Raw genomic sequence first — 17,087 nt, forward strand, 5'->3', positions numbered from 1 at the left:
TAACATGGAATTGAAGTACCGCGGGCAGGATATAGCCGCGACGATAATAAAGGCTGGCATTTCCGTCGCCATGGCGGGAACGGCGCTCAGCGTTGCCTTGCCTGCTGTCGCGCAGCAGGCGACCGACGGAACCACCGTTCTTCAGCAGATAGTGGTGACCGCGTCCGGCTTCGAGCAGAATGTAAAGGATGCTCCGGCCAGCATCACGGTTGTGACGCGAGAAGATCTGGAAAAGGGGTCTTATCGCGATCTGACAGACGCCTTGCGCGAAGTTCAGGGCGTGTCTGTCACCGGCATTGCCAATGAGAAGGATATTTTCATTCGCGGATTGCCCGGCGCTTACACGTTGATCCTGGTTGACGGTAAGAGGCAGAGCACGCGCGATGCCCGTACCAATGGTAATTCCGGCTTCGAACAGAGTTTCGTGCCGCCGGTTTCGGCGATCGAACGCATCGAGGTCGTGCGCGGCCCGATGTCCTCTCTTTACGGTTCCGATGCCATGGGCGGCGTCATCAACATCATCACCCGCAAGGTTGGCGATGTCTGGTCTGGTTCCGTCACCAGCGAGGGTACGGTTCAGCAACATTCAAAATTCGGTAATAGCGGTCAGGTGTCCTGGTATGCCAATGGGCCGATCCTGAAGGACCGGCTGGGGCTGCAGATCTGGGGCAGGGGCTTCACGCGCGGCGAAGACCGCATATTGAATGGTACGACGGGCGCGAAGGAATATGATTTCAATGGACGTTTGACCTTCACGCCGAATGAGGATCACGACATCTATCTCGAGGCTGGCAAAGCACGGTTGCGCCGCGATGCCGAGTCCGGCGAGACGCTGGCAGCCAATGCAGACGGCACCTACAACACCAATACGCGCGACCATTGGTCATTGTCGCATACCGGCCGGTGGGGACCGACCACGTCTGAATTTTCCTTCCAGCAGGAATGGGCCGAGCGCACCAACTTCACCAGAAACTTTCGCACGGGACGCGTCACTGAAAATCCGCGCTCGCCGGAGGTTCGCAATAGCGTTCTCGACGGCAAGTTCACCACGCCGTTCGAACTGTTCGGCAACCATACGCTCGTCACCGGCGGTCAATATTTCGAGGCACAGCTGAAGGACCAGAATCCGGGACGCCGTACCGGTCGCGACGAAACTTTCTCGGCGACGCAATGGGCGCTCTTCGTCGAGGATGAATGGCGCATCGTCGATAGCTTTGCGCTGACGGGCGGCCTTCGTCTGGATAACCATGAAAAATATGGCAATCATTTCAGCCCGCGCCTTTACGGCGTCTGGAGCGCAACCGACGATCTTACGATCAAGGGCGGCATTTCAACAGGTTTCCGCGCACCGGAAATCCGCCAGATCGCACCGGGTTACGCCTATACGACTGGCGGCGGTGGGTGCACCTATGCCTCGAACGGTACCTGCGGCGTGATCATCGGCGATCCGGGTCTGGAGGCGGAAAAAAGCACGAGTTATGAATTGGCAGCACTCTGGGACAACGGTGATGTTGCCCTCGGTGCCACCTATTTCTACACAGATTTCAAGGACAAGATTTCCAACGCGCTCGTGCTCAATCCGGATGGTACGCCTGCCCGCTGGAGCGAAGATAGCAATTATCGCCTGTGGTACAATTACAATATCGACGACGCGGTCATTCAGGGCATAGAACTGACGGCAGCATGGTATGCGACGCCGGAACTGACATTGCGCGGCAACTATACCTATACGCATTCCGAACAGAAGACGGGCGATTACGAGGGTTTTCCGCTGGCGCGGACACCGGAGCACATGGCCAATCTGAGAGGCGAATGGGTCACCCCAGTGGACGGGCTGGAAGCCTGGGCCTCGGTGAATTATCACGGATCGGAAATCAATGCGGGTCCGCGCATCGGTACGAACGGCAAACCGGTTACGATCAACGGCAAGGCCGGGCGTAAATATGACGCTTACACCACCCTCGACATCGGGGCGAAATATGCGGTGGCCGAAAATGTCGATCTCAACGCGGCGGTTTACAATGTATTCGACAAGGAAGTCGGCGCTGACGATTTCAACACGGTCATGGAAGGCCGCCGCTTCTGGATCAGCATGACCGCCAAATTCTGATCCGCGATATTTATGAATTCAGAGGCGCCCGATGGGCGCCTCTTTTTGCCATCTATCCTATTGACCTCAACTATGGTTGAGGAATTATACCGGCTGCTCTCTAGTGTGTTTCCGCGTTTTTCAGAGCGGAGGCCGTTCAGAAAACGGAGCCGGCATGGAAAATACCATCTTTAAACACAGCCTGACGGTTGGGGAGGTTGCGCGTCGTAGTGGCGTCGCCGTTTCCACCATCCATTTTTACGAGGCGAAGGGATTGATCGAAGGTTGGCGCACCAGCGGGAACCAGCGTCGTTATCATCGCGCCGTCCTGCGGCGCATTGCCATTATCCGCATTGCGCAGCGGGCAGGTATCCAGCTCAGCATCATCAGGGACGCCTTGGCGGATTTGCCGCAGGATAGGGTGGCGACGACGGCTGACTGGCGCGTGTTCTCGCAGTCCTGGCGGGAAATGCTGCAGCTTCGTATCAACAGCCTGATTATGCTGCGCGACCAGCTTACCGGCTGTATCGGTTGCGGTTGCCTCTCACTTGATGACTGTCCCTTACGCAATCCGAACGATGTTCTGGCCGATGCCGGCGCGGGCCCGCGCCGTCTCGTATCCGTCAAATGAGCAAGGTTTCCGGCTGGCCGCTTTAAAAGCAATTGTTCTTACTCGACGTCGGCCGGAACCCAGACACTGACGCTGCCGCCATTGGTGGAAAACAGACCCTTGCCATGCTCGTCAAGGGTGATCTGTTCGTGACGGTGACCAAGGAAATCGCGCCATACAGCTCCCGCCTGCTCAGGGCCGAGATCTATCTGTTTTTCCGCCGCCTCGCCGTTCGACATCACCACAACGCAGCCCGGCTCATCGGCGGTACCGTGGCGAATAAACGCAACGCAGCTCGGATCGTCGAAAATATCCGTCTGGGCACCGTTGGAAAAGCGGCTGCGTGCCTCGATAAGCTTCGGAAGGCATTCGATAGCCGGCATGACGATCTCATGGTCGTTGCCGTCATTGCCGGTGTCTGTATAGGTCGTACCGAAAAGATCGGGATAAAAGACGCAAGGCACACCTTCTTCGCGCAGCAGAATGATCGCATAGGCCAGAGGCTTGAACCAGGGTTCTACCGGCGCTTCCAGAGATTGCAGCGGCTGCGTGTCGTGGTTGTCGACAAGCGTGACGGCGTGATCTGGAACAGCGGAAAGCAGCGAACCATCGAAGATAGTGCGCATGTCGAAATCGCCGCCCTGCTTGGAAGCGTCATGGAAGCGGTGGTGAAGGGCGACATCGAAGAGCATCAGCTGCTTGTCGACCAGATCGAGATAGCTTTTCAGCGCGTCTATATCGGGGTGCCAGTATTCCGCGACAACGAAGAGGTCGGGATTAATCGTGTCGCGCATATGGCCTACCCAGTCGCGGAAGAACCATGCCGGAATATGTTTGGCCGCATCCAGGCGGAAACCATCCACCTGCACTTGTTCGGCAAGCCACCGGCCCCAATATTTCAGTTCCTCATAGACAGCCCTGTTTCGGAATTCGACATCCGCGCCCATGAGATAATCGAAGTTGCCGTTTTCCTCGTCGACCTCCTCATTCCATTCGCCGTCGCCATATTCGTTGACGAGACGGAAAATGCCGTCCTCATCAGGCTCTTCGATATGGTCGACGCCGCTGAAGCACTTCAGGTCCCAGATGAATTTGGAATGTGTGCCGTTTCGGCCGGGAAAGGTGAAGCGCGTATAGGCGTGCGCCTCGAAATCCTCGTCCTCTATCTCGGTGCGGTCATCGGGATTGACGCGGCGAACCCGCACCTTCTCTCGTTCATCCGCGCCCATCTTGTGATTGAGAACCACGTCGTGAATGACGCGGATGCCGTTTTCCTTCAGCGTCCGACTGGCCTGTTCGAGGGCAGCGCGATCACCGTATTTGGTCGCGACTGTTCCCTTCTGGTCGAATTCGCCAAGGTCGAAGAGATCATAGGTATCGTAACCTACCGAAAAACCGCCCGCAGAACCCTTGTAGGCCGGCGGTAGCCAGACGTCGGTAATACCCATTCGGGCAAGGCTTTCCGCCTTTTCGGCCACCTCGCTCCATAATTTCCCTCCGTCCGGATAGTACCAATGGAAGAATTGAAGCAAGGTGCGTCCGGCCATATTTCCCTCATGATGGTTAGCAGGTCGCGCCATAAACGGCCCGGCGGCGAAAGGGTTCCGCCACCGTATTGACCAAACTTCGATTGTGAGGGGACCACCTTCCCTGATGGGTCCGGTGGCCTGGTCTATGCGTTATTCCGCAATTTCGAGAAGTGCCGCGCCCGCCTGAAGATAGTCGCCTTCCTTGACGATCAGGCGGACCTTGCCGGCCTTCGTCGCCACGATTTGCGTTTCCATTTTCATCGCTTCCATGACGGCCAGAAGATCGCCTTTGGAAACAGTTTCGCCATTGGTCACCTTGAACGATTGCAAGGTGCCGGAAACGGGAGCGATAATTTCACCTTCCTTCTCCTTGACCGACGCGCCGGGGGCAGCGGCATTGCCGCCGCTGACAGCGCCGAGGCCGGAGAGCAGCAGGTTCGGCAGGCCGACAGAAACACGCTTGCCGTCGATTTCCAGAAAGGTGCGCGTGATGGAAGGGTCTTCAGCCGGTGCAGGACGTTCCATGGCGTCAGGCATGGCGGCGAAATCGGTCTCGATCCAGCGGGTATGAACCTTGAAACCGTCGGTGCCGATGAAGTCGTCCGTCTCGATTGCGGCGCGATGGAACGGCAGAACCGTGGCAATGCCTTCGATACGGAATTCTTTCAGCGCGCGGCGCGCGCGGCGCAGAACCTGATCGCGGTCGGTACCCGTAACGATGAGCTTCGCCATCAGCGAGTCGAATACGCCAGGCACGCTGGAGCCGCTGACGACGCCGCTGTCCACACGGATGCCGGGGCCGGAAGGAGCATCGAAAATCGAGATCGCGCCGGGTGTTGGCAGGAATCCTCGGCCGGGATCTTCGGCATTGATGCGGAATTCCATAGAGTGGCCGCGCGGTTCCGGCGTTTCAACCACCCGCAGGGTGTGGCCCTCGGCGATGCGGAACTGCTCGATGACGAGATCGATACCGGTGGTTTCCTCGGTAACGGGATGTTCCACCTGCAGGCGCGTATTGACCTCCAGGAAAGAAATCGTGCCATCAACGCCGAGCAGGAATTCGACGGTGCCGGCACCGGAATAGCCCGCGGCGGCACAGATCGCCTTTGCCGAGTCGTGGATTTTTTGTCGCTGTTCGGCAGACAGGAACGGGGCCGGAGCCTCCTCTATCAGCTTCTGGTTCCGACGTTGCAGCGAGCAATCGCGGGTGCCCAGCACCAGCACATTGCCGTGCTTGTCGGCCAAAACCTGCGCCTCGATATGGCGGGGCCGGTCGAGGAAGCGTTCGAGAAAGCACTCGCCGCGACCGAAAGCGGCGGTCGCTTCGCGAACGGCGGATTCGTAGAGATCGGCGATCTCGTCCATCTTCCATGCGACCTTCAGGCCGCGCCCACCACCGCCATGCGCTGCCTTGATGGCGACGGGCAGGCCGTATTCTTCGGCAAAAGCGGTGACTTCGGCGGCGGTAGAGACGGGGCCGTCACTGCCGGCCACCAGCGGTGCGCCGACGCCGGTGGCGATGCGCCGCGCTTCCACCTTGTCGCCCAGCGCTTCAATGACATGTGGGTCGGGGCCGATCCAGCTAAGGCCGGCATCGATAACCGCCTGCGCAAATTCGGCGCGTTCGGACAAAAAGCCGTAACCGGGATGCACGGCGTCCGCGCCGGCGCGTTTGGCAATCGCGATCAGCTTGGCGATATCGAGATAGGTTTCGGCGGGGCGGACGCCTTCCAGCGCATAGGCCTCATCCGCCAACCGAACGAATAGCGCATCCTGATCGGGATCGGCATAAACGGCAACCGATTGCAGGCCGTAATCACGGCATGCGCGGATGATCCGCACCGCGATCTCGCCGCGATTGGCAATCAGCACTTTTTTCATCGCTATTCTCCCTACAGACTTTTAGCCGCCGCGATTTCGGCAAAAGGGCCGATCGGGCGGAACTTGATTTTGGCATTGACGGGGATTTGCCCCGCAAGATCGAGATGGTATTCCGCGACCGCGCCGATGACGGGATAGCCGCCGGTCAACGGGTGGTCGGCAAGGAAAAGAACGGGCTGGCCGCTATGGGGAATCTGGATTGCTCCGGTGGCCGTGCCTTCGCTCGGCAATTCGGCACTGTCCCTGCGCTCCATCGGCACTTCGCCGGCAAGGCGGATGCCGACGCGGTTCGATTGCGGCGTGACCTGCCAGAGCTGGCCGGTCAGCGTATCGAGGCCCTTTTGCGTGAACCAGTCGGTACGCGGTCCAAGAACCACGTCGAGCGTCACAATATCGCCGGTTGCCGGCGGATCGAAGGCCGGAGCCTCGTCGACAGACACGCTGGAAAGTCCTGTCTTTTCGCCCTTCAGCGGCAGAGTAGTGCCCGCAGTCACGCTTTCTGGACCGACTACGGCGAGCGTATCCGTCGCATAGCTGCCCAGCACGGGCTCGACATCGAACCCGCCACGCACAGCAAGATAACAGCGCATGCCCTTCGGCGGCTGACCCAAGGTTACGATATCGCCGGGTTCGAGAGACACGGGAACATGGGGTTGTGCGGTGAAACTGCGATCTGCGGTCTTGACGGTGATGGGGCAGGGCGCGCCCGCAATGCCGATGACGGCGCGGCTCGTGCTTTTGAAGGAAAAGCCGCCGAGCGTCAGCTCGAGACACGGCGAGTTAACGGGATTGCCGACGATACGGTTGGCGGCGTTAAACGCGCCACGATCCAGTACGCCGGAGGCGGAGACGCCCTGTCCGGTTTGGCCGAAGCGGCCGAGATCCTGAAAAATGGCAGGCATGGGGGCCGCGAGCACCTCGAAATGCGGGCCTTCTCTTGTCATCTCAGGGCGGGCGGTGCGCGGCGCTGAGGTGGGAACATCAACCGTTCTTCCGGCCTTGTCCATATCGAAGAAACGCACGCGATAACCCGGCTGGAAAAGCGCGCCGGGATCACGGTCTATATCCCACATCTTCACCGGTGTGGTGCCGATGATCTGCCAGCCGCCGGGGCTGTTTTGCGGATAGACGCCGCTGAAGGCGCCAGCCAGCGCCACCGAACCCGCCGGAATGCGGGTACGCGGGCTTTGCCGGCGCGGCACGTGAAGAGCCGTATCGCCGCCAACCAGATAACCGAAGCCGGGCGCGAAACCGCAGAAGGCCACGGTGAATTCGCTTTCGGTATGGCGGCGGATGACTTCTTCGATGCTCATGCCGGTCAGTTCGGCAACGTCGGCCAGATCTTCGCCGTTATAATGGACGGGGATTTCCACCAGATTGTCCGAGGGCGCGATTTTTGCGGAGAGATCGCGGCTGGAAAGCCGTGCAACCAGCGCCTCTGCGCCAATCTTTTCGGGGCGGAAACGGATCATCAGGGTGCGGGCAGCCGGAACCGTTTCGTCGATGCCCTCAATCGGATCGTTCTGAAGCGAGGCGAACAGCGCCAGCGTTTCATCGAGATCGGCAAGTTCGACGAGAATGGTGGTGAGGCTGACGGGGAGAAAACGCATCATATCCTCACGCGTGATAGGCAGAATCGGGAATGTCGGTGATGAACATGTGCCCGGGCGCATGGGTAATCGCGAACGGCACGCCGGACGCCATGACTGCAGCCTGAGGCGTCACGCCGCAGGCCCAGAAAACTGGAACCTCGCCGGGTTCGATCCGCACCGCATCACCGAAATCCGGCTTCGCGAGATCCGATATGCCGATTTCTTCCGGCGCGCCGACATGCACGGGCGCACCGTGAACCGCCGGAAAACGTCCTGAAATTGTCGCGGCATCGGCCACGCGCGAAGCCGGGATCGGTCGCATGGAAACGACCATGTTGCCCTTAAATCGGCCGGCCGGCCGGCAGGGGCGGTTGGTCAGATACATCGGAACGTTGCTTTTGTCGGTCATGTGACGGATTTCGATACCCGCTTCGACCATCGGCGTTTCAAAGGTAAAGCTGCAACCGATCAGGAAAGCGACGAGATCGTCACGCTCTGCCCATGCGGCGGTCGCATCCGCCGTTTCCTCGGCAAGTTTGCCGTCCCGCCAGATACGGTAAAGCGGTAGGTCGGTCCTGAGATCGGCACCGGGGGCAAGAAGCGTGGTTGGTGAGCCGGGATCTGAAACATCGAGCACCGGGCAGGGCTTGGGATTACGCTGCGCATAAAGCAGGAAATCGAAGGCCCAGTCGCGCGGCAGCACGATCATGTTGGCCTGCGTGAAACCGGGAGCGATGCCGGAGGTCGGTGCAACGAGGCCGCCACGATAATCGGCGCGGGCCGTCCGGGCGGCATCCGCATTGGTGTGGCTCAGAAAGGATAAGGGTATCGTCATTGGTCGCCCTTTTAGAGAATGGATGCAAAAGAGCGGATTTCGATGCCCTCGGCTTCGAAACGGCGGCGGATTTCCTGGGCGATCGCCACCGCGCCGGGGCTGTCGCCATGCACGCAGATGGATTGTGCTTCGATCTTGATGCTGCTGCCGTCGATGGCTTCGAGTGTTCCTTCGCGGGCAAGTTGCACCATCCGGTCGGCGATTTTGGCAGCGTCGTGCAGTACGGCGCCCGCCTCGCGGCGCGAGACGAGTTGGCCTTCGGGCGTGTAGGCGCGGTCAGCGAAGGCTTCCGCGACGACGGCAAGGCCTGCCTTGCGGGCGAGATCGAGGATGGGCGCATTGGCAAGGCCCATCAGCACCAGCGAGGCATCGACGGCCTTTATACCGTCGATGACCGCCTGTCCCTGTTTCGCGTCATTGGCGATGCGGTTGTAAAGCGCGCCATGTGGCTTCACGTAACGCACGGTGGTTCCGGCAGCGGCGGCAACACCCTTCAGTGCGCCTATCTGGTAGATGACATCGGCGATCAGCTCTTCGGAGGTCACATCCAGATCGCGGCGGCCAAAGCCGACGCGGTCCGGGTAGGAAACATGGGCGCCGACGACCACGCCTTTTTCGGCAGCGGCCTTGACGGTCCGGTAGATGCCGGCCGGGTCACCTGCGTGAAATCCGCAGGCGATATTGGCGCTGGAAACGATGGCGAGCATCGCCTCGTCATCTCCCATGCGCCACGCGCCGTAACTTTCGCCAAGATCGCTGTTGAGATCGATAGCGGCCATGTTGCCTCCCTTTAGAGCATTTCCAGCAAAAGTGCGTAGCGGTTTTGCGTCGGGAAAATGCGTAATAACAAATATATAGAGCGTTTCCGTTTTTCTCCGAAATGCGGAAACGCTCTAGTTTTTACAGGCCGAGCAGGCCGAAAATGGTGCCGGCGGACTTGTAGCCCATGTACCACGTCAATGCGCATGTCAGAACGCCAAGCCCGAGCAGAATGCGCGAGTAGCGGTGGCCGCCCATCAGGTCTTCGCGCTTCCATGCGGCAAACAGGAAGATGCTGAGGCCGATGGGCAGGATAAGACCGTTCAGGCCGCCAACGAAGACCAGCATGGCGGCGGGCGGCGTCGTGATGAGCAGGTAGCAGACGAGCGAGACAGCGATGAAGATGACCGTCGCCATGTTGCGGGCGCGTTCCGTCATATCCTGCTTGAACACGGGCAGGAACGAGACGGAGGTATACGCCGCGCCGATGACGCTTGTGATGGCCGCAGCCCAGAAGATGATGCCGAATAGACGGAAGCCGAGATCGCCCGCGGCCGACCGGAAAGCCTGTGCGGCGGGATTGGCGGCCTGGCCCGATGTATCGATGACGACGCCGCTGGCGACAACGCCGAGAATGGCGAGGAACAGCACGTAACGCATGATGCCGGTGACAGCGATGCCGGTCAGAGCGGCGCGGTTGACGGCGGGCAGGTTTTCAATGCCGACCATTCCCCGGTCCAGCAGGCGGTGCGCGCCGGAATAGGTGATGTAGCCGCCAACGGTGCCGCCGACGATGGTGGTGATGGTCGCGAAATTGATTGTGTCCGGCAGGAAAGTCTGGCGGAAGGCATCACCGACCGGCGGCGCGGATACGAATGCAACGTAGAGCGTCAGCACGATCATCAGGATACCGGCGAAAATGATGAACCGGTCGACGGCGAGGCCAGCCCGTTTGGAAACGAAGATGGCGATGGAAAAGATTGCGCTGATGGCGCCGCCGATTTTCGGATCGAGCCCGAAGATGGCGTTCAGGCCGAGGCCGGTGCCGCCAATATTGCCGATATTAAAGAAAAGGCCGCCGATGATGACGAGAATGGCGAGAAGATAGCCGGAACCCGGAATGGCAGCATTGGCGATGTCGGACGCACGCATGCGCGTCAGCGTTACGATGCGCCAGATGTTGAGCTGAACGACGAAGTCTATGAGGATGGAAGCAAGAATGCCGAAGGCGAATGCGGCACCAAGCTGCATGGTGAATGTCGCCGTCTGCGTGATGAAGCCGGGACCGATGGCAGATGTTGCCATCAGGAAGATTGCTCCCAGAAGAGATGCACGTTTTGACATTTTGAGATCGGCAGTCGGGGTGAGCTTTTTCTGCTCCATGGATTTTCTCCGCTCCTGTCGCAATCCGCCCCTCGCGGATGCTTTATGCCACCGATCTTGTCTTGTTCCGTGAGATTGTCAATATTGTTCAACAATAAATGATAATCGTTCTTTTATTTTGTCTATTTGTTGGACGTTATGAGTATGAATTCATCACGTTTTTTTGGCGCTTTGCTGAAGCTTTGTGCTATGGGCAATCATGCCGTGTCCGAACATGCCTGTCACGGAATTCCCAACGTTGCATTGCTCTTAAGGAAAGCGCCATGACGGAAACGATAGAGGGTCTGCCGCTTGCGGATCGATTGGCAAAGGGTATTCGCACCCTGCTGATCTCCGGTGAACTGATGCCGGGCCAGCGTCTTTCGGAAGCAGCCTTCAGTGAACGTTTCGAGGTCTCCCGCAATTCGCTGCGTGAAGCCTTTCGTCTCCTGACCAAGGATGGTCTGCTGCGTCACGAGGCCAATCGCGGCGTTTTTGTCGCCGTTCCCACCCTGGCTTCGGTGATTGATATTTACAGGGTGCGGCGCATGGTGGAATGCGGGGCGCTGCGTCAGGCCTGGCACAAGCACCCGGCCATCCGGACAATGCGCACGGCGGTCGATGATGCCAGGATAAAGCGCGACCAGGCAGACTGGTTAGGCGTGGGCAGCGCCAACATGAAGTTCCACGCCGCCGTGGTCGACCTTCTAGACAGCGCTCGTCTCAGCGATTTTTACGAGCGCATTGCCGCTGAGCTCAGGCTTTGTTTCGGCCTGCTGAAAGACCCGGAACAGCTCCATTCCCCCTTTGTGGACATGAACAGCAAGATCCTGTCGCTGATGGAAGAGGGCAAGGCGGCTGAGGCCGGTGACGAGATGGAAATCTATCTCAATCTTTCCGAGCGGACGGTTTTGAAGGCGCTCGAACGGGCGTCATGAGAAATCAGGCGTAGCGGGACGAAAACGTCCCTTTCACGTCCGCTCCATTTTTATATCGGCGCCTGATTGCCAAGTTTGTTGCGGTGCGTCATCAATGCCGACATGACGCTTCGCGACCTCACCATTCTCGTTATAGACGAAAACGCGATCCGCGCCTCGATCATCGAGGAGGGGCTGCGCGAGGCCGGGTATAATCGCGTGACGCTCATCCATGAAGTGCACGGCGTGGCGCGGACCATCGAGACGCTGCAGCCCGATGTCATCTTCATCGACCTTGAAAATCCCAACCGCGACATGATGGAGCATCTGTTTCAGTTGACACGCACGGTCGGCCGGCCGATCGCCATGTTTGTCGACCGCTCCGATACCGCGTCCATCGAGGCGGCCGTTGAGGCTGGTGTTTCCGCCTATGTCGTTGACGGGCTGAAGAAAGAACGCGTCAAACCCATCCTCGATATGGCGGTCAGCCGCTTCAACGCTTTCAGCCGTCTGCGACAGGAACTTGCCGAAGCAAAATCGGCGCTTGAGGAGCGCAAGGTCATCGAGCGCGCCAAAGGCATTTTGATGAAAATGCGTGGCCTGTCCGAAGAGGAGGCTTTTGCGCTTCTGCGGCAAACGGCGATGAACGAGAAAAAGAAAATATCCGAGATCGCGCAAAGCGTGGTCACCGCGGCCGGTCTGTTGATGTAACGAACCCGCCGGCGGGACAGTCGAGGAGTGTATGATATGGCGGCACAGGAAAAATCGGCCGGTTCAAAAGCGGGCGCGCCGGCAATTGTTGGCAGCGACCGGCAAAAAATCCTGCGGGCAGGTTTTATTCCTCTTGTCGATGCGTCCGTCCTCATTGCTGCGGCGGAATTCGGCTTTGCCGAGCGCGAAGGCCTGACGCTCGATCTCGTCAAGGATGTGTCCTGGGCGAATGTGCGCGACCGGCTGGCATTCCGGCAATTCGACATTGCCCATATGCTGTCGCCGATGCCCGTTGCCTCCATGCTCGGACTCGGCTCGAACCCTTCGCCGACGATCACGCCGTTTTCACTTGGGCGCGGCGGCAATGCGATAACGCTTTCGACGCGGCTTTTTGCCCGGATGAAGGCGTTGACGGGGCTTTCCGAAACGGCGGGGGCGCTGGAAAATGCGATGGCCTTAAAGCAGGTGCTGGATGACATGCGAGCGCGGGGCGAAGCTACACCGACGCTCGGCATGACCTACCCGTTTTCCTCGCACAATTACGAATTTCGCTATTGGCTCGCCGCTGGTGGCATTCATCCCGATCACGACGTCAAACTGGTGGTCGTACCACCGCCATTGACGTCGGATGCATTGGCGGCGGGCGCCATAGATGGTTTCTGTGTCGGTGCGCCGTGGAACATCGTTGCCGCCGAGCGCGGTGTGGGCAGGATCGTCGCTGCCAAGCAGGATTTGTGGCCGTCTGCGCCGGAAAAAGTGATCGGGATGCGGCCTGAATGGGCCGAAAGCCAGCAGGAAACGGTCAGCCGGCTGCTGACGGCGCTCGATGCCGCCGCACGTTGGTGCGACCTTGCGGAAAATCACGATGATCTGAGCAGGACACTTGCCGATCCGCGTTATATCGGTGCGCCGCAAAGCATCATCCGCCATGTGCTTGCCGGTGAATTCAACATCGACAGCCAGGGCAACCGCCGGGTCATCGACAAATATTTCCTCTTCCACGGCGGGCATGCCAATTATCCGCGCCAGAGCCAGGCATTGTGGATTTACAGCCAGATGATCCGCTGGGGGCAGACGGAGTTTTCGCAAGGTGGTGTGGAGGCCACCCTGTCCGCTTACCGTCCAGATATTTATCGGGCGGCACTGGGCGATGCCAATGCGCCCGATGATGCCGATATTCGAGTCGAAGGGGAGGAGGCGGGTGACCGGTTCGTGGACGGTTTTGTTTTCGATCCCGCAGACATTGCTGGCTATGTGAATGGCTTTTCCGTGCGCAGTTCTGCCCCGTTTTCCATCTCCCAAGGCGAGGCCTGACAGCCGTCGGCCGGGCAAGCTGCGCAAATTTCAAGCTCGGAATTTATCCATCTGCGCAAACCATAGACAAAATTTCTATTGATTAAAATTTAATCGTCCGATTGAATCTCGGAAATTCCGTTTGTTTCCAAGGCGATAGCTTCCATAAGTAAAACTGGCACGCCTCTTGCGTCTTCGTCTTTGCACTGGTCAACGGCGATCGGGGCGAGCAGGGCGCGGCATAAGCGCTTTCACAGACATAGACGTCGCAAGGTTTTGCTGCCCGGAACACCTCCCGTTCCGAAGGCGCAAACACCGAGCGGCGTTTTTTTTATTTTCAGGTTTTTTCGCAAGCGAACGCGCCACCCATGCGGTGGTCCAATAAGGGGAAGATGCGAATGAAAAAGATATTCTCGGGCGATGTCAGCCGCCGCACCATACTGAAGATGACAGCCACCGCAGCCCTTGTTACCGCCGTGCGCACCGCTTTTCCGTCAGGCGCTTTCGCAGCCGCGGCTGAGCCGGAAGTGAAGGGCGCGAAAATCGGCTTCATCGCGCTGACCGACGCCGCCCCGCTTATCATCGCGGCGGAAAAGGGACTGTTCGCCAAGCATGGCATGCCGGATGTCGAGGTTCTCAAACAGGCATCCTGGGGTGCGACACGTGACAATCTCGTGCTCGGCGGCGCATCGAACGGCATTGATGGCGCGCATATCCTGACCCCGATGCCCTATCTCATGCATACCGGCAAGGTGACGCAGAACAACGTGCCTGTGCCGATGGCGCTTATCGCCCGCCTCAATCTCGACAGCCAGGGTATTTCCGTCGCCAAGGAATATGCTGAAACCGGCGTTCAGCTCGACGCGTCCAAGCTGAAGGCGGCTTTCGAGAAGAAGAAGGCAGAAGGCAAGGAAATCAAGGCTGCCATGACATTTCCCGGCGGTACGCATGATCTGTGGATCCGCTATTGGCTGGCCGCCGGCGGCATCGACCCGGACAAGGACGTCTCCACCATCGTCGTTCCGCCGCCGCAGATGGTCGCCAACATGAAGGTCGGCAATATGGACGTCTTCTGTGTGGGCGAACCCTGGAACGAGCAACTCGTCAATCAGGGCATCGGCTTCACTGCCTGTACCACCGGGGAACTCTGGAAAGGGCATCCCGAGAAGGCGCTCGGCATGCGCGCCGACTGGGTGGAAAAGAACCCCAACGCCACCAAGGCATTGCTGATGGCCGTGATGGAGGCCCAGCAATGGTGCGATGAGATGGCGAACAAGGAGGAGATGTCCACGATCCTCGGCAAGCGCCAATGGTTCAACGTGCCACCGAAGGACGTTCTTGGCCGCCTCAAGGGCAATATCAATTACGGCAACGGCCGCGTGCTGGAAAATACCGGTCTGCAGATGAAGTTCTGGCAGGATCACGCGTCCTATCCCTTCCGCAGCCACGACAGCTGGTTCATCACGGAAAACATCCGCTGGGGTAAATTTGCACCCGATACGGACGTGAAGGCGCTGGTTGCCAAGGTCAACCGTGAGGACATCTGGCGCGACGCTGCAAAGGATCTCGGTGTTGCCGATATTCCCGCCTCCACGTCGCGCGGCAAGGAAACCTTCTTTGACGGCAAGGTCTTCGACCCGGAAAACCCGTCGGCCTATCTCGAAAGTCTTTCCATCAAGGCAGCCTCCTGAGGAGGAGACACGGGTGTCGCCCCTCCTCCGCCGGGTTGCCATTTAATGATGGACACCAAAGGCCGGATGAGGGGCGAGACCCTGACCGCAACCGAAATCCAAAGGAAACGCCATGTCCGCATTGGCTCGAAATTTCAAGGAACAGCCGCAGCAACCGGTGGTACAAAAGGCAAACGTCGTGACCCTTCCGCCCAAACATCCCTCGCGGTTCAATCTGCGTAAACTGGGTGCTGCGGCGGCCCGCAATATCATTCCGCCATTTGTCGTCCTCGCCGTTCTGCTGGGCGTCTGGCAAATGCTCTGTTCCGCCCCCGGCTCGTCCCTGCCGCCGCCAAGCCAGGTATTCGAGGAAAGCTACGATCTCATCGTATCGCCGTTCTTCCATAATGGTTCGCAGGATATCGGCCTCGGCTTGCGCGTGCTGGTCTCGCTGGAGCGCGTGGCATACGGTTTCGGCCTTGCGGCCATCGCCGGCATCATTCTCGGTGCGGTCATCGGCCAGTCGGTCTGGGCCATGCGCGGCCTCGACCCGATTTTTCAGGTCCTGCGCACCGTGCCGCCGCTCGCCTGGCTGCCGCTTTCACTTGCCGCCTTTCAGGACAGCAATCCGTCGGCCATTTTCGTGATCTTCATCACCTCCATCTGGCCCGTCATCATCAATACGGCGGTCGGCGTGCGCAACATTCCGCAGGATTATCGCAACGTTGCGAAGGTGCTGCGGCTCAACCAGATCGAATTCTTCTTCAAGATCATGCTGCCGTCGGCCGCGCCTTACATCTTCACCGGCCTGCGCATAGGCATCGGCCTCTCCTGGCTCGCCATCGTGGCGGCGGAAATGCTGACCGGCGGCGTCGGTATCGGCTTCTTCATCTGGGATGCTTGGAACTCCTCGCGCCTGCCCGACATCATCGTGGCACTCGCTTACATCGGCGTTGTCGGCTTCATGCTCGACAAGCTGGTAGCGGCGCTCGGCAAGGTCATCACCCGCGGCGCTGCGGCCAACTAAAAGGGCGACCATCATGAACGCTTATCTGAAACTCGATCATATCGACAAATATTTCGACAAGGGCGGTTCGCGCGCCGAGGTGCTGACAGGCATCAACCTGACCATCGGCAAGGGCGAATTCGTCTCGGTCATCGGGCATTCCGGCTGCGGCAAGTCCACCATGCTCAACCTCATCGCCGGGCTGACCAAAGTCTCAGCAGGCGTCGTGCTTCTGGAAAACCGCGAGGTCAACGAACCTGGCCCGGAACGCGCCGTCGTCTTCCAGAACCACAGCCTGCTCCCCTGGCTTTCGGTTTATGAAAACGTCAACTTGGCCGTCGCGAAAGTCTTCAGCAGTACCAAGACCAAAGCGGAACGCCACGACTGGGTCATGCGCAATCTGGATCTCGTGCAGATGGCCCATGCCAAGGACAAGAAACCGTCTGAAATTTCCGGCGGCATGAAACAGCGCGTCGGCATTGCCCGGGCGCTCGCCATGGAGCCGAAAATCCTGCTGCTGGACGAGCCTTTCGGCGCACTGGATGCGCTGACGCGCGCCCACCTTCAGGACGCCGTGATGGAAATCCACGCCCGGCTTGGCAACACCATGGTCATGATCACCCACGATGTGGATGAGGCGGTGCTGCTGTCCGACCGTATCGTGATGATGACCAACGGTCCCGCCGCCCATATCGGCGAAGTGCTTGACGTGCCGCTGCCGCGCCCGCGCAACCGCATCGAGCTTGCATCCGACAAGACCTACCTCAAATGCCGCGAGGCCGTGCTGAAGTTCCTTTACGAACGTCACCGCTTCGTCGAAGCTGCGGAGTAAC

Annotated in this window: 14 protein-coding genes; 8 read left to right on the plus strand and 6 right to left on the minus strand. The window is 59.2% G+C overall.

Features of this window, described 5'->3' with window-relative positions; all coding sequences use genetic code 11:
* Positions 1–4: 4 nt before the first annotated feature.
* Positions 5–2,110, plus strand: coding sequence for a TonB-dependent receptor plug domain-containing protein (locus tag QE432_RS04265; RefSeq protein ID WP_065662389.1), 2,106 nt, complete (start codon positions 5–7; stop codon positions 2,108–2,110).
* 154 nt (positions 2,111–2,264) lie between these two features.
* On the plus strand, positions 2,265–2,720 hold the full coding sequence (soxR, locus tag QE432_RS04270) for a redox-sensitive transcriptional activator SoxR (RefSeq protein ID WP_003511623.1): 456 nt from the start codon (positions 2,265–2,267) through the stop codon (positions 2,718–2,720).
* A 38-nt stretch (positions 2,721–2,758) separates the two neighbouring features.
* On the opposite strand, the gene amyA is transcribed toward soxR, so the two are convergent.
* The 6 genes from amyA to QE432_RS04300 form a co-directional block, all read right to left on the minus strand.
* Positions 2,759–4,246, minus strand: coding sequence for an alpha-amylase (gene amyA, locus QE432_RS04275; RefSeq protein WP_111828638.1), 1,488 nt, complete (start codon positions 4,244–4,246; stop codon positions 2,759–2,761).
* A gap of 132 nt (positions 4,247–4,378) precedes the next feature.
* Positions 4,379–6,109, minus strand: coding sequence for an acetyl/propionyl/methylcrotonyl-CoA carboxylase subunit alpha (locus QE432_RS04280; protein WP_306623426.1), 1,731 nt, complete (start codon positions 6,107–6,109; stop codon positions 4,379–4,381).
* Positions 6,110–6,120: 11 nt separating this feature from the next.
* Positions 6,121–7,719, minus strand: a complete 1,599-nt coding sequence (locus QE432_RS04285; RefSeq protein WP_306623428.1) for a 5-oxoprolinase/urea amidolyase family protein — start codon at positions 7,717–7,719, stop codon at positions 6,121–6,123.
* Between the two features lie 7 nt (positions 7,720–7,726).
* Positions 7,727–8,536 (minus strand): putative hydro-lyase, encoded by an 810-nt coding sequence (locus QE432_RS04290; protein WP_003511619.1) that lies wholly within the window; start codon positions 8,534–8,536, stop codon positions 7,727–7,729.
* 11 nt (positions 8,537–8,547) lie between these two features.
* A complete protein-coding gene (locus QE432_RS04295) occupies positions 8,548–9,315 on the minus strand; it encodes a LamB/YcsF family protein (RefSeq protein ID WP_003511617.1) in 768 nt (255 codons plus the stop codon).
* A 121-nt stretch (positions 9,316–9,436) separates the two neighbouring features.
* Complete coding sequence (locus QE432_RS04300) at positions 9,437–10,678, minus strand: NRAMP family divalent metal transporter (RefSeq protein ID WP_003511614.1); 1,242 nt, start codon at positions 10,676–10,678, stop codon at positions 9,437–9,439.
* Positions 10,679–10,941: 263 nt separating this feature from the next.
* Between QE432_RS04300 and QE432_RS04305 the strand changes: the two genes are divergently transcribed.
* The 6 genes from QE432_RS04305 to QE432_RS04330 all read left to right on the plus strand — a co-directional run bounded on the left by QE432_RS04305 (position 10,942) and on the right by QE432_RS04330 (position 17,086).
* Positions 10,942–11,595 carry a GntR family transcriptional regulator gene (locus tag QE432_RS04305; protein ID WP_003511611.1) on the plus strand — a complete coding sequence of 218 codons (654 nt, stop codon included), beginning with the start codon at positions 10,942–10,944 and terminating at the stop codon, positions 11,593–11,595.
* A gap of 102 nt (positions 11,596–11,697) precedes the next feature.
* Positions 11,698–12,285 (plus strand): ANTAR domain-containing response regulator, encoded by a 588-nt coding sequence (locus tag QE432_RS04310; RefSeq protein WP_003511609.1) that lies wholly within the window; start codon positions 11,698–11,700, stop codon positions 12,283–12,285.
* 36 nt (positions 12,286–12,321) lie between these two features.
* Positions 12,322–13,599 carry a CmpA/NrtA family ABC transporter substrate-binding protein gene (locus tag QE432_RS04315; RefSeq protein WP_306623430.1) on the plus strand — a complete coding sequence of 426 codons (1,278 nt, stop codon included), beginning with the start codon at positions 12,322–12,324 and terminating at the stop codon, positions 13,597–13,599.
* 377 nt (positions 13,600–13,976) lie between these two features.
* Complete coding sequence (locus tag QE432_RS04320; RefSeq protein WP_065704503.1) at positions 13,977–15,269, plus strand: CmpA/NrtA family ABC transporter substrate-binding protein; 1,293 nt, start codon at positions 13,977–13,979, stop codon at positions 15,267–15,269.
* Between the two features lie 112 nt (positions 15,270–15,381).
* Entirely contained in the window at positions 15,382–16,275 is an 894-nt protein-coding gene (ntrB, locus tag QE432_RS04325; RefSeq protein WP_003511597.1) for a nitrate ABC transporter permease, read from the plus strand.
* 13 nt (positions 16,276–16,288) lie between these two features.
* The gene (locus QE432_RS04330; protein ID WP_113555458.1) at positions 16,289–17,086 is read left to right on the plus strand and encodes an ABC transporter ATP-binding protein; all 798 of its coding nucleotides are present in this window, start codon (positions 16,289–16,291) and stop codon (positions 17,084–17,086) included.
* The last annotated feature ends 1 nt before the right edge of the window (position 17,087 follow it).

Origin of the sequence: Agrobacterium sp. SORGH_AS_0745 (assembly GCF_030818995.1) — a bacterium.
In the GTDB taxonomy this organism is placed as follows: domain Bacteria; phylum Pseudomonadota; class Alphaproteobacteria; order Rhizobiales; family Rhizobiaceae; genus Agrobacterium; species Agrobacterium tumefaciens.